Below are 15,245 nucleotides of genomic sequence, written 5' to 3' on the forward strand. Positions count from 1 at the left end.
TTCCCTTGTCAAGTTTGCTTTCGAACAATTTCGAGGCCTAGTTTGATTGCCTTTTGGCGTCCCATGATGGTCATGTTTAGATACGCGAGCCGTTTGTGACGATCGATCTTCTTGATATGTCCCGTCTGCCCTAAAAGCGGCCCGTTGAGAATCACTACTTTGTCGCCTTCAATCACACCTATCGACAGTTCCACCACACGAGTGCCCGGTTTTGCGAATGCGTTGATGAAGGCAATCTCTTCTTTATCCAAAGGAGCGAACGTGTCGTTGTTGCGCAGGATTTTCGTGAATAGGGGCACGTTTTTTCGCAGCTCGGATTCCAGTTTTGCCGGATCATCCGTAACCACGAACACATAGCCCGGAAGCATCACGTCGGCGCGCTTTACCCACACGCCGCCAATGCGCTTCATGATTTCACATCGAGGAATGAACAGTTCCTGAATGACAACGGTGTCCACTAGCTTTGCAATGAGGTTGAGTGCATGCTGCTCACGGCCACCTATGGTTTGTATGACGTACCACATGGCTCCACCTCCTTGCAGTTCGCAGAGCAAAGCTTGGTGCCGGCTGTTTTGAAGCCGTTCAATAGCCACAAAACAGCCGGCACCACTAAGCCCGTCACTTATCGAATTCTTCAACAAGCAACTTGTAAACACATGCGCGCAAACGCGCGCATAGCTTCGCCTTGATAACCTTGGTCATCACGTCAACAACGACTATTCGCTCCTTTGGATCCTCGAAACGCGCACTCAGCGACGATTCCGCGATTCCCAAAGTATGTATCTATCTCATCGGCCTTGCCTTGCGGCGCAACCGCTGAAACCTTGTTTAAGACGCGTCGGTATTTCCTCCCCCTAGCGCCTCATCTATGGCGCAGTTTCCCGCTGCAAAAGCAATTCTTTACCATTGCACCCGCGGCAGAAAGCTTGTTTTCACCCTACCACACTTTCGCGACGTTACGCCGCACAAACCCATGCTTTACAGTCTAGCGTGCGCGCCACACGTTCGGTAGTTCGCGCGCGCTTCAGCCAGATACGTGTAGTGCTCTATGCGATGCGCGTCGCTCGCGATGTAACTATACAGCCCTTGCTCAAACAGCGCCCGCGCTGGCTTTTTCTCGCGGCCCAACCGCCCACCACGCACGAAGTCGGCCGATGCTTGTAGCTTGCACCCCATATGCGCGAGCCGCCGCGCCAAGCCAACATCCTCTTGGATGGCAGCGTAACGTTCCGGATGCGCAATAATCACGCGATACCCGCGCCCCTGCAGCTCGTAGATCGTGCGCTCGTATTCCACAAAATCAGACGCTTTCGCCCGCGATGACAACTCAAGCAGAAAATCCTTACTGCCATCAAAATGCAAGTAGTCGACCCAATGTAGCCCCAGCTCCATGAGCTTTGAGTGGTTCACCTCAAATCCCATTTGCAGTGGAAACCCATCTGCATGAGCCTTCAGAAGTTCGTAGGCATTCCACATAGCCTCGTAGTCGAAATACGGGTCGCGACAATGCGGCGTGCACACGATACTAGTTACGCCCGCGCGCTTAGCCGCTTCAAGCATAGCCAAGCTTTCCGCCAAGTTAGCGGCGCCGTCATCTACACCAGGTAATATATGGCAATGGATATCGCGCACCGCTTCGCCTTTTCCGCCTTTGCCCTACCGGTTCTTCCGCGCGCCGTTTGCGCGGTAAGCACCCGAGTTTCGGCTGTACTGTGATGCCGACTGGTTGGCTGCGTTCGGCATCGCCGACCCAGCCGACCCAGCTGATCCCACGCCGCTCACGTTCGCACTCGAACCGGCACTTACGCCTGTGGTTGCTGCTTTCGTACGGCCCGACTTCGATGAAGCTGGCCTTGCCGTGCTCGCATTCGACGACGCATAGTTGCCACTCCACGACTCGGTGTTGAGCTGCGGTGCGTCGTCGGAAGACGAATCACTTCGACCCGACTTCTTCACGCGCTTACCGTCTTTGTTGTAGTATGCGTAATAATAATCGCTGCTTTCCATTTCGCAGCAGTTCATCACCACGCCGATTACGTTCGCCTCGGCCTTTTTCAGCTGCTCATAGGCATCTGCCAGCGTCTGGCGCTTCGTGAAATTCTCGCGAACCACCAGTATCGTCGCATCCGCCAACGAAGACAGCACGGCAGCGTCTACGAACGTGCCCACCGGCGGTGTGTCGAAGACCACATAATCGTAGGCTTCTTCCAGCCTTTTCATAAGACGACGGAAGCGCTTCGACGCCAAAATGTCAGCCGGATTGGGAATATGCGGTTCAGCATCAAGAAAGTACATGTTTTGCTGTCGCGTGGCAACCACTGCAGACTCAAGCGACGCCTGATCCGACAGCACGGCATACAACCCCGAAAGAGCATGCATACCTAAATCGTCGGCAAGCGAACGGCGACGCATGTCGCATTCCACTAACAGTACCTGCTTGCCCGACGTGGCAATAGCCTGCGCAAGGTTAAGAGACACCGTCGACTTGCCTTCGTTTGGAATGGAGCTTGTAATAACAATCGAGCGAATGGGATTATCCACACCCATGAAGCGGATGTTTGCAAGCAGCGTCTTCGCCGCGTTCTGCACTTCGAGCTTGCTCGCCTGAGCTTTCTTCGCCATAGCTTACTTGCCCTCCTTCATTGCAGGGATTCGCCCGATCACAGGCAGCCCCAGCAATTCCTCAACATCCTCGGCATTGCGAGCGCGCGTGTTCAGCATGTCAGCAAGAACCACCAAGGCGACAGCTAAGAACAGGCCGGCCAAAAGCGCAACCGCCGTGTACATAAGACGATTCGGACCGCTCGGGCTTTCGGGCGTTTCTGCCTGATCGATGGCGTTTACGCTTTTCACGTCCATAACTTCCTGCGCCACCACACTTGCCTGCTCAGCAAGCTTGTTGGCAATGATGGCCGTGCTCTGCGCGTCCTCGCCCGTTACCGACAGCGTGATTACACGCGTAGTGGTGGCACTGGTAACCTCGATGGTGTAGTCGTTCAGGCTTTCCATCTGCAGTGCTTCGGCTGTGTCGTTCATCACACGGTCGCCTTCAATGAGCGTAGCCACGTCGTTGGTGAGCATCTGGCTAGCCGTGAGGTCTTGGTTGTTCAGGCCTCCGGTTTCCTCGGTGCTCTTTGTGAGCACATACATGCTCACTGACGAAGTGTAAGTGTTTGGCAGGAACAAAAACGCTACTAAGGCCATGGCAATGCCACACGCAAGCGGCAGCGCAATCATCAGCTTCAAATGCTTGCGCATAAGTTGAAGCAGTTCGAGCAACGTCATCAGTTGTTCACCTCCGGGGCAACATCATCCGTAGTTAATCCTGCATTAGCCGCCAAATCGGCGTAATCGCGCGGCGCCGGCGAGTTTGGAGCGGCACCCAAAGCGGCGTTGTCCAGCTGCTCTTGCGGAATGACGGCGTTTTTATCGTTGGGGTCAAGCCCCGCATCTACCCGCTGCATCATAGCGCGCCATTCGTCAAACATGGGGCACACATAGCTAATGCCGTCGACGTTGTAGCTGTAGCTTGGGCATGCCGCGGAATACATGGTAAGGTTTTTGCCTTGGAACTTTTGTGCGAGCGGCACAAGATCACTCATGGCAAGGTCGGTTGACACACAGCCCGCCAAGTTGCCGATAAGCCCCGGCATCTCAACTGGTGACGCCGCCAAAATCTGCTTGATAATAGCTTCCACGATAATACGCTGCGCCTGAGCACGACCGAAATCGCCGCCCGACACGTTGTAGCGCTCGCGCGCGAACGCCAACGCCTGATCGCCATTGAGCAGCTGTTCGCCCGCCTGTAAGCTAACGCCACCATTGCCCGAACTAAACCCTTCAGGCACGTTCACCCATACGCCGCCGAGCATATCCACCAGAGTTTTCAGTTCATCGAAATGAATTTCGGCATAGTGACTAATGGGAACACCTGCAAACTCCGACACCGTCTCTACTGCACCCGCCGGTCCGCCGAACGTGTATGCCGCATTGATTTTCTGCGTACCCTGACCTTCGATGGTGACCATGGTGTCGCGCGGAATAGAAATAAGATCAACCTTCGCCGATGCGGAATCAATGCGAGCCAGCATAGTCACGTCGGAACGGCTAGCCTCGTCACCACGCGCATCGCTACCTAAAAGCAGCATGTAGAATGGCTCGTCAGACTCCTTCACCGACACGGACGGCGCAAGCGCATCCTTCAATTCGGTGGCTTGCTGTTCGTCTTCAATGCTCATGGACTTCCCAAGAGAACCAACCCATGCGGCAAACGCAATACCTAAGCCCACGATGATTGTGAATAACACCGCAAACACAATAAGTGCGATTTTCACGGCCTTATTTTTTTTCTTCTTGACCTTAACTAGGCCATCAGACCCAAAAGCTTCGGCACCGTACGCACCAGCTGCACCGTACGCACCTGAACCGATACCGCGCGCACCCGAGCCAGCACCATAAGGCGCGCCACTATACGATGCACCGCGCGTGACCGGAACGAAACCGGATTGCGGAGCGGGGGCATGCGTTTGCGTTCGCGTATGTGTCGACGCGGCGGGCACTTGTGTATGCGCAGGCGCGGCATGCGCACCTGCAGCGGACCTTCCTGCGACAGGCCTACCAGCGGTAGGCTTCCCTGCGGCGGACTTGCCAGCGGCGGGCGCCCCTTTATCCGAGCCTTCCCCGCGCGGCACATTCATACCCTGACCACGTCCGGCAGGATGAGCCTGCTCAGGCCGGAGCGTATGTCGATGTCCATTAATATCAGTCATGCGGGTTGCGCGATGAGCGCTTCCTTTCGTCTTCTTTCGTGCCCTTGCGAAACACAGCGCCGCTACCGAAGCGACGCTGTATAACGATTTGTATGGGCGCTTGTAATCAATGTGCGATTATAAGCAACCCCTCCAGTAAACCAAAGACAGGGGTTATATCTTTTTCCGAAATCTGGCGAAAACCCATGTTTAGCACCGTTTTCACTATCTTTCGCTTTCTTTCTTCACCAAGTTTCACTTACACATTGAACTTGAAATGCATGACGTCGCCGTCTTGTACTACGTAGTCTTTACCCTCTTGTCGCAGTTTGCCTGCATCGCGGCAGCCTTTTTCGCCACCGAGTGCCACGTAGTCTTCATAGCTGGCGGTTTCCGCTTTAATGAAACCGCGTTCGAAGTCGGAATGGATAACGCCTGCCGCCTGCGGGGCCTTCGCTCCTACGGGAATAGTCCATGCGCGCGATTCCGTTTCGCCGCTGGTGAAGTAGCTTTGCAGCCCCAGCAACTGATACGCACCGCGAATCAGGCGCGCCAACCCGCTTTCGGATAGCCCCAGCACTTCCATGTACTCGGCGGCCTCATCGGGGTCCATCTCGGCCAGCTCGGCGATGTCGGCTTCCACCTTCGCACAAATAGGCACCGGTACGCAGCCGTCGATTTCAGGCAGCTCGGAAGCAACTTTATCCTCGTCGACGTTGGCAATGTAGAGCATCGGCTTCATGGTGAGCAGATGGAGTTCGAAAATAGCCGCGGCATCTTCGTCAGACAAGTCCAGCGTGCGGGCGCGGTGCCCATTATTTAAACCTTCGAGCACACGCTTGGCAACTTCTAGCTTGCGAGCATTGTCTTTGTCGCGCTTCGCTTCCTTTTCCAAACGCGGCAGGGCCTTCTCCACCGTAGCAATGTCGGCCAAAATGAGCTCGGTCTTGATGGTTTCAACGTCACTTTGCGGATCAACCTTGCCCGTTACGTGCGTAACGTCGGGATCTCCGAAGAAGCGCACCACCTCGGCAATAGCATCGGTTTCGCGGATGTTTGCCAAAAACTGGTTTCCCAGGCCCTCTCCTTGACTGGCACCCGCCACCAGACCGGCGATGTCAACGAATTCCACCGTCGCCGGCACAATGCGCGCCGGATGATCGATTTTGGCCAGCTCGTCCAAACGGGAATCGGGAACCGGCACCACGCCGACATTCGGCTCGATGGTGGCGAAGGGGTAGTTCGCCGCCAAGCCGCCTTTGTTGGTGAGAGCTGTAAATAGCGTCGACTTGCCAACGTTGGGCAACCCTACGATACCAATAGAAAGTGCCATGGAGCTTCCTTCTCTTCCGCTTTGATGCTTGCGTTATGCACGCACGTACGCTTGCGCCGTACGCTGTTCGAATACCTAACCGGATGATGATAGCACGCTTGCATAGTACGCGCGTTCATATCGTACGAAAGCACCACGTCGAACAATGCAGCCGAACGGCGCGACCACCCTATGCAGAGCAGAGCACCGCTGCACCCTCACGCGCTTTCAATCAAGCTATTTAACAAGCACAGCCGCTTTGACAACAACGAGCGAGACTGCATGTAATACACAATTCGGAACAATTTTTCGAAAAATCAATTTGGCGACATTTCGCCTCTTATTCAACCGTTTGACCATTTCATGAGCGCGTTATGCAGATTCTATAGATGCTTGACTCGCGTGATAAAATTTGTGCCGTGATGACTCTGTACTAGCACAATGAGGATGGAAAGCATGGAACTAGCAAAGCAAGCAAAAATCGTCGACTCCATTCATGACACGCTGAACGACTTTGTCGGACAGCGTTTGAAGGTGCGCGCGAACATGGGCCGCTCGAAGATCGTTGAGAGCGAAGGCGTGCTCATGCAGGTGCATCCGCAGCTGTTCATCATGGAAGTCGATCGTAAGCGTGGCCGCACCGCGCGTCAATCATATCAGTATGTCGACGTACTCACCGGCATGGTTGAGCTGTCGCAAAACGGCGAACCACTATTCGAGCCTTTCGTACCCGATGCCCCCGATCCTATGGACACGCTCGAGCATAAAGACTTTCATCGCGAAACTGTGCTGCTGTAGCGCGGCACTCCATAGCACCCGCGCGTTTGCGGCAGATCCACCGCATCGATGCCGCCGCAGTATCGTTAGCGATTTCAAAAAGCCCGCCTGTTAGACAAACGACAGACGGGCTTTTCTTTTCTCTCTTTAGGAAACACTGCTCGATTCCACCAGCCAGAACCCTTTCATGACTGCAACAGATAACGTCCCTCAAGCAACTTCACGTATGCGCTTCCTAAGCGTATAAATTCTTCGAGCTCGAGCGTTTCCCCCCGGCGTGTTGCTTCAATTCCCGCACCGGCTAGCAACTCAGGGATGCGAGCGGCAACCGCGGCACCCGCTTCCCCTCTGCCTGCGAAAAACGTCTTACATGAGTTCGCGATGGTCTTGCGGCGGCTAGCAAACGCCGCATCGGCCATCAAGCACGCTGCATCGACCAGCTCACGCGAGGCGGGGCTGCCATCAATTCCCGCACTTTCACACCGATCGAGCCTGATCACTGAACTCTCCACACGCGGCGGCGGAAAAAAGTTGCCCGGCCCCACCGCAAAGCGGCCCGCCGGACGCGCGAACAGGCGAAGCTTCACCGTGTAGGCACCGTAGTTCTTCGTGCCGGGAGATGCACACATGCGGTCGGCTACTTCTTTCTGCACCATAACCGTAGCGCTCTCCAAACTAGAGAGCTGCTGGAAATAGCCCAGCACCACTGTGGCGGCAACCGCGTACGGTAGGTTCGCCACCAACTTGTTCGGCAACGCTGCAACATCCCCATCGACCGGCATTGCAGAGTGCTCATCGGTCGGCGTCTCAAGACACCCATCAGTTGTCGTCGCGGGGTGCCGTTTCCGTTCCACATCAGAAGGAAGCAGATGAAGCGCATCCTTTTGAATAAGACGGAAGCGATCGGCCCATGGTGCGCACGTTTCGTTAAGCACGGCAGGCAGGTCGGCGTCGATTTCCACCGATGTCACAAAGCCAGCAGTTTTCAGTAACGCGATGGTCAGCGTACCAATGCCGGGTCCTACCTCGAGCACCGAGTCGCGCGGCGTCACACCAGCAAGCTGGATGATCTTGCGTACAATAGCATCGTTTACAAGGAAGTTCTGACCGAACGAATACTTCGTCGAGAGTCCATGGGCGTCTAGTACCGCACGCGTTGCCGACACGTTGGCTAGTGGGGAAAGCGTGGCCGCGGCACCATCCAAGCCCGCTTCCCGCAAGTTAGCCACGACGCTTTCCGTTTCGTCCAGCAGCCCGAGCACTCCCTTGGCCACCCCTGCCACGAGACGGCTTGTTTGTGCGCCCGCCTTGACCTTGACCAGGCTTCTTTCGCTTGTCGTGTTCGGCAGCAGCACCGGGCTTTGCACCATTTAGCCCCAGATCAAGACGCGGTTTTCCGCCCGTTCGCTTCTTGGAGGCATCCTTCTGAGCGTCTTTCCGCACGTCCTTTTGCGAACTCTTTTGGGCGCCCTTTTGCGCATCGGCCTGCCCAGCATTGGATTCGCCGAGGACAACGATGTTACCCGCATGTGCTTGCGGTCGCCTTGGCGACACGTCGTACACAACAGCCTCTTCGACGATCTCACCGGTGTCGTCAATGCGGCCCACCCAATCGAGCACCGTGTCTAAGCGGAAGCCCGCCACCGCAAGCGCCGACTTCACCACAGTAATGAGCGCATCGAAGCCATGCGGGTCGCCACCTTCACCTACCACGTGCAGCGTCGCCGGGCGCTTAACGCCCTTGCGCGCGTTAGTCCAGAAATAAGGCTGCAAGCGATCGAGCAGCGCTTTGAGCTGCGACGGTGCACCCGCGAAGTACACCGGAGACACCACTACCAGCTCGTCGGCGGCATCGATGAGCGGGTATATCTCCTGCATGTCGTCACCGATCACGCACACCGGCGCACCGTCGATAGCACCGTCGGCGTCCACATGCGCGCAAGTGCCTGACGCGTCAGCACCTACACGAGCACAAGCATCCGGTGCGTCGTCTTTGCCTGTATCGGCTTCATCCGCGCGTTCACCGTCATCCTCACCGTTTTCATCGCACACGTCGCACCGCACGGGCATGCAGCAGGCGCACCCCGTGCAACCCGCAATGTCGAGCGTCGACACCGGAACGAGCGCCACCTCTTCATCGGGATGCTCTTCAATACACGCTTCAAATAGTAGGTCGGCAAGCGCCGCACTGCGCCCATTCACCCGCGGCGAACCAACGATTATCAGCCGGTTTGTCATCTTATCCCCTCACTTGAAGCCAGTGGCCCCGTCGTTTCTCCGCCTCAGTCCTGTGCGCCCCTGTTCGCAATGCTCACGGCGCGCAAATTATCTAGGGAAACACTGATTAATTCCGCCAGCCTTGCACTGACGAACCGGTATCTGAGAATTTCAGACCTCATTTACGCACGTCAGTGCGCGCATTCGGTCTTCAATCCTCAGGTATCCGCCTCGCCAGCGCAAGGCAAGACGGCTTTAATCAGTGTTTCCCTAGCGCATACGTAATCGTGCGCGTGCGTTTCTTGCCACGGCGTGCGCGGACGATCCAAAAACGCACGCGCATTGAGTTCGAGTTGTTCAAGCAACGCCTGGCGCTCGGTGCCCAAAGCGCACCCACGAACCTCGGCAAGGCGTGCCGCCGTGAACAAAACGTGCACCGGCTCGCATTCCACACCGCGCAATGGAACGGGGGTCATGTACGGCGAATCGGTTTCGGTGAGCAGCCTATCTGCGGGAACGCGCGCCGCAGCGTCGCGGATGGCCTCACCGCTGTTAAACGTCAGCGCCCCGCCGAACGCCACGTAGCACCCCGCATCAACCCAGGGAGCAAGCGTTTCCCAATCGGACGTGAAACAATGCAACAGCACACCAGCCTTTGGCCAGCCTTGCTCCTCCAAAATGGAGAACGCGTCGTCATGAGCCTCCCGCACATGTAGCGCCACGGGCAGCCCCGTTTCGTGTGCGAGCTGAATTTGGCGCGCAAACACGCTTTTCTGTGCAGCGCGCGGCGACAGGTCGTAATGGTAATCGAGCCCGATCTCGCCGATAGCAGCAACGCGTGCGCAAGTTAGATGGCGACGCAACGCACCTTCAATATCGGGCGTCCAATCCTTCGCATTGTGAGGATGCACTCCTACGCACAACCGCACGTCCGGCAAGGACGGCACGGGCGATACAGCGCCGCACGCTGCAGCTTCGCCCCCTTCCCCACCGCACGCCAACGCGGACACTTCGGCCGCTGCCGCAGCAGCTGCCGTACCCATCGGATCAGCCGCCGCAGCCGTGTTCGCCAGAAGCTGCGGCAACAGCTCTTCAGCCTCGCGCAGCCAACCATCGAGTGCAGCAAACGGCGTATTACCGTCTTCCACTTCGTCAATAATAAGTCCCAAAAGCGACATCCCATACGCTGCCGCGCGCGCAAACGCCAGCGACGGATGCTTCAGATAGTGAACGTGGGCATGCGTATCGACAACCGGAGCCTCAAGCTTCGGCGCGGCAACCACCTTGTACGTGTCGCTCTTCCGCCGAACGCGGAAGAGCGCATCGCAAAATGCCTGATTATTGTCACAGCTTTCGTCGGACATGCCCTCGGTGCCCTTCCGTTTCCTTACAGCTCAGGAATATCGGTCAGGCGCGGGAACAGCGGGTCACCCACCTCAACAGCGTTACCGGCGGGCAGCTGACCCCATGCGGTGGCAGCTTCGATGTCGCAAACAGACGACACATCGCCCAAGCTCAAGCGCCGGAACACCTCTGCCGAGGTATTCGGCATGAACGGCGCCATGTACAGTGCAATAATGCGGATAGACTCAAGCGAGTTATACATGACAGCTGCCAATTGATCTGCGGTTTCCTCGGACTTCGCCAGGTTCCACGGCGCCGATTCCTCAACGTAGAGGTTCACGCGACTCGCTAGCTTCTGCACAGCTGCGGCAGCCCCAGTGAAGTCGACCTGTGCCATGCAGGCGTCGTATTCGGCATACAGCGCGTCGCTGATTTCGCGCAGCGGATTTTCGGCCGCGAACGCAGGCGCAGCAGGCACCTTTGCACCGAAGTACTTCTTCGTCATGTTGAACACGCGGCTCACCAGGTTTCCCCAGGTGTTGGCCAAATCGGCGTTGTACACCTGCACCATGCGTTCCATAGAGATGTTGCCATCTTGGCCGAACTGCACGTCGCTCATGAAATAGTAACGGTACGCATCCACGCCGAACACCTTCACCAGGTCGGCCGGCATAAGGCCGTTGCCCTTGCTCTTCGACATCTTCTCGCCCTTGGTCAGCAAAAAGCCATGGCCAAACACCGTATGCGTAATGGGCAGTCCTGCCGCCATCAGCATGGCTGGCCAGATAACGCAGTGAAAACGCGTGATGTCCTTCCCCACGAAATGGTATTGCATAGGCCAACGCCGCTCGAACTCGCCAGCGCGCTCGTCCTCGTCAGCGTACCCAATACCGGTCAGATACGCGATCAGCGCATCGGCCCACACGTAGGCCACATGCCCCTGATCAAACGGCAGCGGCACGCCCCAGCTAAACGTCGACCGACTGATGGAGAGATCCTTCAGGCCGCTTTTCACAAACGTCACGATCTCGTTCTTGCGGGTTTCAGGACGAATGAAATCGGGGTTCGCCTCGAAGAAGTCAAGCAGTGGCTGTTGGAATTCCGACAGTTTGAAGAACCAGTTTTCCTCACCCGACGCCATCAGCTGCACTGGGCGCTTGCAGTCGGGACACACGAACTGGCCGTCGTCGTTTTTCTCCAAGTCACTTTCGGCATAATAGGTTTCCTCGTGTACGCAGTACCAACCCTCGTAACTGCTCTTGTACAGGTAGCCCTTGTCGTGCAGATCGCACCAAAACTTCTGCACGCTGCGCGCATGACGCGGCTCGGTGGTGCGCACGAAGTCGGTATAGGTGATGTTCAACAAGTCCCATGCGTCACGAAACGCCGGTTCCATGGAGTCGCACCATTCCTGAGGCTGCATGCCCTTAGCGGCAGCGGTGTCGGCCACCTTCTGGCCATGCTCATCCATGCCGGTGACGAAGGCCACGTCGTAGCCGTTCATTCGCTGGTAGCGAGCCACCGTGTCGGCGGCCACCGTAGTGTAGGCCGTACCCAGATGCGGCGCGGCATTCACGTAGTAGATCGGCGTGGTGAACGAATAGGTTCCCTTGGACATATCGCGCAAACTCCCTTCCCGCCGCAAACGAATGGTGCCCTTGGCGGATATCGTGAAAACAACCTTTGCATTTTAGCACGCGAAGCAAGGTGAATTTCGTCGTAAATAGTCACGCAGATACGGCAACGCGAAATCAACTTCACCTCTTTTGGGCTCGAACAAGATATGCGCATCAAGCAACCTCCGCCGATACGTACCCGCATACTGCGGAGTCTTGCCCATGATTTCGGCAATGGCGGCATTATTGGCGGAACCATCGAATCGAGCAAGCGCTTCTAGATACTCAACACCACCGGCCGACAAACCGGCAAGCTCCGGCTCACACACAGCAGCATCAAGCTCAATGGTCGACTGCGCGATGCCCGCCATTACATCAGCGGCAGTTACACGCACGCCATTTATATCCCTCGACACCACGCTGTCCCACATGTTGTAGCCCACAAGTTGCACCATGTACGGATACCCATACGTAGCCTCAGCCGCACGGCAAGCGAGATCAGCATCAAGCGCCATCCCCCGCAACTCAAACGTTTCTTTATATGATGCGCTTACTTCCTCAATAGGAACATCGAAGAGAACTTCTCGCTTCGCACGACGCATGAACGTGAGAACATCGTCATTCAGCAGGTCAGACACAAGGCTCGGTAGCCCTGCGAACACAATAGCAACCTCTCGATTCTCGCTCACAAGGTGTTGAATGGCCGTTGCCACAGCAACCAAGTCGTCACGGTGCGCCGCCTGCGCTTCATCAATGGTAACAAGAAGCCCCACGCCCTTCCGCTCGAGTTTGTTCAAACGTTCGGAAAACGCCTGACGCAATGTGAGCGGCATGGTCTTACCAGAAAGCTCAACTTGCCCCAAGCTACCACTCATACCCAACATACTTACTTCTGGGCGCACGACAAGCTTATCAACAAGTCCGGCTTTGCCCGACAACGCCTGAACCAACCGTTCGGACAGTCCTTCCGAGCCCGTTTCAGACACCACCGCCCATCCGCGCTCTTTGGCTCGATTCGCTAAGCTAGCGAGCGTAACTGTTTTCCCCGTTCCACGCGCACCTGTTACCAGCATGATGCGCCCCGGCGCACCGACACCGTTGTCCAGGCCTTTCTCGAAATCCCGAACCACTTCGGTTCGACCGATCATCTTCGGCGGGTTGCCGCCCGCCGTCGGCTTAAACGGGTTTGCTCGCATCGCATAGCCTTCCTTCGAAACCAAAACTGCCTCGATTATGCCGAGCAAAATAGACAGAATAAACAAAATAGACAGAATAAACAAAATAGACAGAATAAACAGCGGGTGCGCCAAGCGGATTCTACCGCCCAGGGAAACACTGATTAAGTCGATAGACTTGTACGCACACGTCCTCAATCGCGCTTACCACCGCTTCGATATCGCATTCGCGAAGGGTGCTGTAGTCTACGACGAGCGTTTGGTCGGCAGAAAGCCACGCAAGGTCATCTGCAGAATCGGCAGCGATGCGACACGAGGTGTCATCTGTAGCGCACGCAACTTTGGCATACGCTGCACCTTGGCAGAAACTCGCAAGCGACCGCACTCGCACGCCCCGCTCGTGCAGCGCCGCCACCACTTCATCGACAGACTGTACACCGGCAGCGCCCCTGCACATGCGCAGCAAAAAACTCAACCCCGCATCTTCGTTGAGCACTTGCACGCGACTCGCCAGTGGCCCTGCTGCCAACCGTGCGAGCAGTACATCACGCAACATACGGCACCTCGTACGCAACCGGCTCACGTGCCGCTCGTAAGCACCGCTTTCTAAAAAGCGCGCCATGGCAACCTGCTCGATGCTGCCCACCGTACTCGAATAAAACGACAGTTCACCAGCAAGTCGTTCTGCCAGCCGCTCGGGAAGCACCAGGTAGGCTAGGCGAAACGACGGCCCCATACTCTTCGTGAACGTGTTCGCGTAGATAACCTTACCGCAAGCGTCCATACTCTGTAACGTAGGAAGCGGGCGTCCCGCCAAGCGAAATTGACAATCGTAGTCATCTTCCACGATGTAGCGATCAGCACACTTCGCCGCCCATGCAAGCAATTCGTAGCGACGGGGGGCCGCCGTCACGCCACCCGTGGGAAACTGATGCGACGGCATAAGATGCGCGACGCGTGCCCCACTTCGCTCGAGCACGGTCATCGAAACACCAGATGGCTCGAGGGGAATCGGCACTGCACGAACCCCGAGCGAGTGGTACACGTGCGTTAAGCGCGGATACCCCGGGTCTTCGACCGCATAGGCACCTCCACTACCGATAAGCTGCACGATCAAGCTGTACAGCGTTTGTGCGCCCGCACCTACAACCACCTGATCAGGCGATGCATGCATACCCCGCTCGCTGCGTACATGATGGGCAATAGCTTCGCGCAAGCGCGGATGTCCGAACACACCCGGCTGCGAAAGCAGCGTTTTCTCTGATTCCTGGCTAAGCGTCGCGCGCAACTCGCGCGACCACTGCGCAAGCGGAAACCAGCTGCGCCCCGCGGACGACCCCGTAAGGTCGATAACAGCACCGCACCCAGCCGACGTTCGCAGCCCTTCGAGTGCCAACATGCTTTGAGTGCCTGCTGCCACCGACGTCGCCGACACACGAGGCGGAAGCTCGCACGCGAAATAACCCCGTCGTTCTTCTGCTCGAACATACCCTTCCGCAACCAGCTGGGCATACGCCCCTTCAACCGTAACAACACTCACACCCAAATGCTTGGCGAATGCCCGCTTGCTCGGCAGCTTCTCATTCGGTGCGATAACGCCTCCCTCAATGTCGGAGCGCAAGCACGCATACAAATGCGCATATAGGCTTTTCTCGTCCCGGTTCTCCATGTTGTACGTAAGCACAGTTTGTCTCCTTATTTTCAGCAGCAACCGCAGCGAAGCAGCGAAGATGGAGGGGTGAAGCATTACGTGCTCAAGCAGGTGCTCGCTTGAGCACGTAATGCTTCGCACCTCCGTCTTCACTCCTGCCCCTCTGCACGGTCACAACGAAGAAGTGGGGAGAAGGGCTCGGGGCGTTGCGCGCGCAGATTGCGCAGCGACTGAAACGGTCCAGTGGACCGTTTCACCAAGCGAGCACTTGCTTGAGCACGTAACACTCCGAGCCCTTCTCCCCACTTCTTCACACCACAGACCACAACACCTTCCGTATCTGGTCTTATCGAAAACACCGTAACTGACTATATCAACCTATCCATATGGATTTTATACTGACGC

Annotated in this window: 14 protein-coding genes; 1 reads left to right on the forward strand and 13 read right to left on the reverse strand. The window is 56.6% G+C overall.

The genetic code is table 11. From position 1 onward, the window contains the following. Positions 1-8 precede the first annotated feature (8 nt). From loaP to ychF, 7 genes are all read right to left on the reverse strand, one after another. Positions 9-524, reverse strand: a complete 516-nt coding sequence (gene loaP / locus G7Y44_RS04525; RefSeq protein ID WP_165247929.1) for an antiterminator LoaP — start codon at positions 522-524, stop codon at positions 9-11. A gap of 94 nt (positions 525-618) precedes the next feature. Then, entirely contained in the window at positions 619-774 is a 156-nt protein-coding gene (locus G7Y44_RS04530) for a hypothetical protein (RefSeq protein ID WP_165247931.1), read from the reverse strand. Positions 775-978: 204 nt separating this feature from the next. After that, a complete protein-coding gene (locus tag G7Y44_RS04535) occupies positions 979-1,632 on the reverse strand; it encodes a CpsB/CapC family capsule biosynthesis tyrosine phosphatase (RefSeq protein ID WP_165247933.1) in 654 nt (217 codons plus the stop codon). Positions 1,633-1,656: 24 nt separating this feature from the next. Next, the gene (locus G7Y44_RS04540; protein ID WP_165247934.1) at positions 1,657-2,622 is read right to left on the reverse strand and encodes a CpsD/CapB family tyrosine-protein kinase; all 966 of its coding nucleotides are present in this window, start codon (positions 2,620-2,622) and stop codon (positions 1,657-1,659) included. Between the two features lie 3 nt (positions 2,623-2,625). After that, positions 2,626-3,285: a YveK family protein gene (locus G7Y44_RS04545; protein WP_165247936.1), complete on the reverse strand. Its 660-nt coding sequence runs from the start codon at positions 3,283-3,285 to the stop codon at positions 2,626-2,628. After that, positions 3,285-4,769, reverse strand: a complete 1,485-nt coding sequence (locus G7Y44_RS04550) for an LCP family protein (protein ID WP_241159181.1) — start codon at positions 4,767-4,769, stop codon at positions 3,285-3,287. Before G7Y44_RS04550 ends, G7Y44_RS04545 begins: the two co-directional genes overlap by 1 nt. 238 nt (positions 4,770-5,007) lie before the next feature. Next, the gene (gene ychF / locus G7Y44_RS04555) at positions 5,008-6,081 is read right to left on the reverse strand and encodes a redox-regulated ATPase YchF (protein WP_165247937.1); all 1,074 of its coding nucleotides are present in this window, start codon (positions 6,079-6,081) and stop codon (positions 5,008-5,010) included. A 435-nt stretch (positions 6,082-6,516) separates the two neighbouring features. On the opposite strand from ychF, the gene G7Y44_RS04560 reads away from it, so the two are divergent. Next, a complete protein-coding gene (locus G7Y44_RS04560; RefSeq protein ID WP_165043864.1) occupies positions 6,517-6,858 on the forward strand; it encodes a Veg family protein in 342 nt (113 codons plus the stop codon). A gap of 164 nt (positions 6,859-7,022) precedes the next feature. Here the strand turns inward: G7Y44_RS04560 and rsmA are convergent, their stop codons facing one another. From rsmA to pdxR, 6 genes are all read right to left on the reverse strand, one after another. After that, positions 7,023-8,066: a 16S rRNA (adenine(1518)-N(6)/adenine(1519)-N(6))-dimethyltransferase RsmA gene (gene rsmA, locus G7Y44_RS04565; RefSeq protein ID WP_241159182.1), complete on the reverse strand. Its 1,044-nt coding sequence runs from the start codon at positions 8,064-8,066 to the stop codon at positions 7,023-7,025. Continuing rightward, positions 8,059-9,075, reverse strand: a complete 1,017-nt coding sequence (locus tag G7Y44_RS10395; RefSeq protein ID WP_165247940.1) for a flavodoxin family protein — start codon at positions 9,073-9,075, stop codon at positions 8,059-8,061. The genes rsmA and G7Y44_RS10395 overlap by 8 nt, the downstream gene beginning before the upstream one ends. 197 nt (positions 9,076-9,272) lie before the next feature. Next, positions 9,273-10,418 (reverse strand): TatD family hydrolase, encoded by a 1,146-nt coding sequence (locus tag G7Y44_RS10400; RefSeq protein WP_241159183.1) that lies wholly within the window; start codon positions 10,416-10,418, stop codon positions 9,273-9,275. A gap of 23 nt (positions 10,419-10,441) precedes the next feature. Continuing rightward, entirely contained in the window at positions 10,442-12,016 is a 1,575-nt protein-coding gene (gene metG, locus G7Y44_RS04580) for a methionine--tRNA ligase (RefSeq protein ID WP_165247942.1), read from the reverse strand. Between the two features lie 72 nt (positions 12,017-12,088). Next, a complete protein-coding gene (locus G7Y44_RS04585; protein WP_241159184.1) occupies positions 12,089-13,387 on the reverse strand; it encodes an ATP-binding protein in 1,299 nt (432 codons plus the stop codon). After that, positions 13,332-14,993, reverse strand: coding sequence for a MocR-like pyridoxine biosynthesis transcription factor PdxR (gene pdxR, locus G7Y44_RS04590; RefSeq protein WP_165247943.1), 1,662 nt, complete (start codon positions 14,991-14,993; stop codon positions 13,332-13,334). The genes G7Y44_RS04585 and pdxR overlap by 56 nt, the downstream gene beginning before the upstream one ends. Between the last annotated feature and the right edge of the window lie 252 nt (positions 14,994-15,245).

It is taken from the genome of Adlercreutzia sp. ZJ141 (genome assembly GCF_011038965.1).
Classification (GTDB): domain Bacteria; phylum Actinomycetota; class Coriobacteriia; order Coriobacteriales; family Eggerthellaceae; genus ZJ141.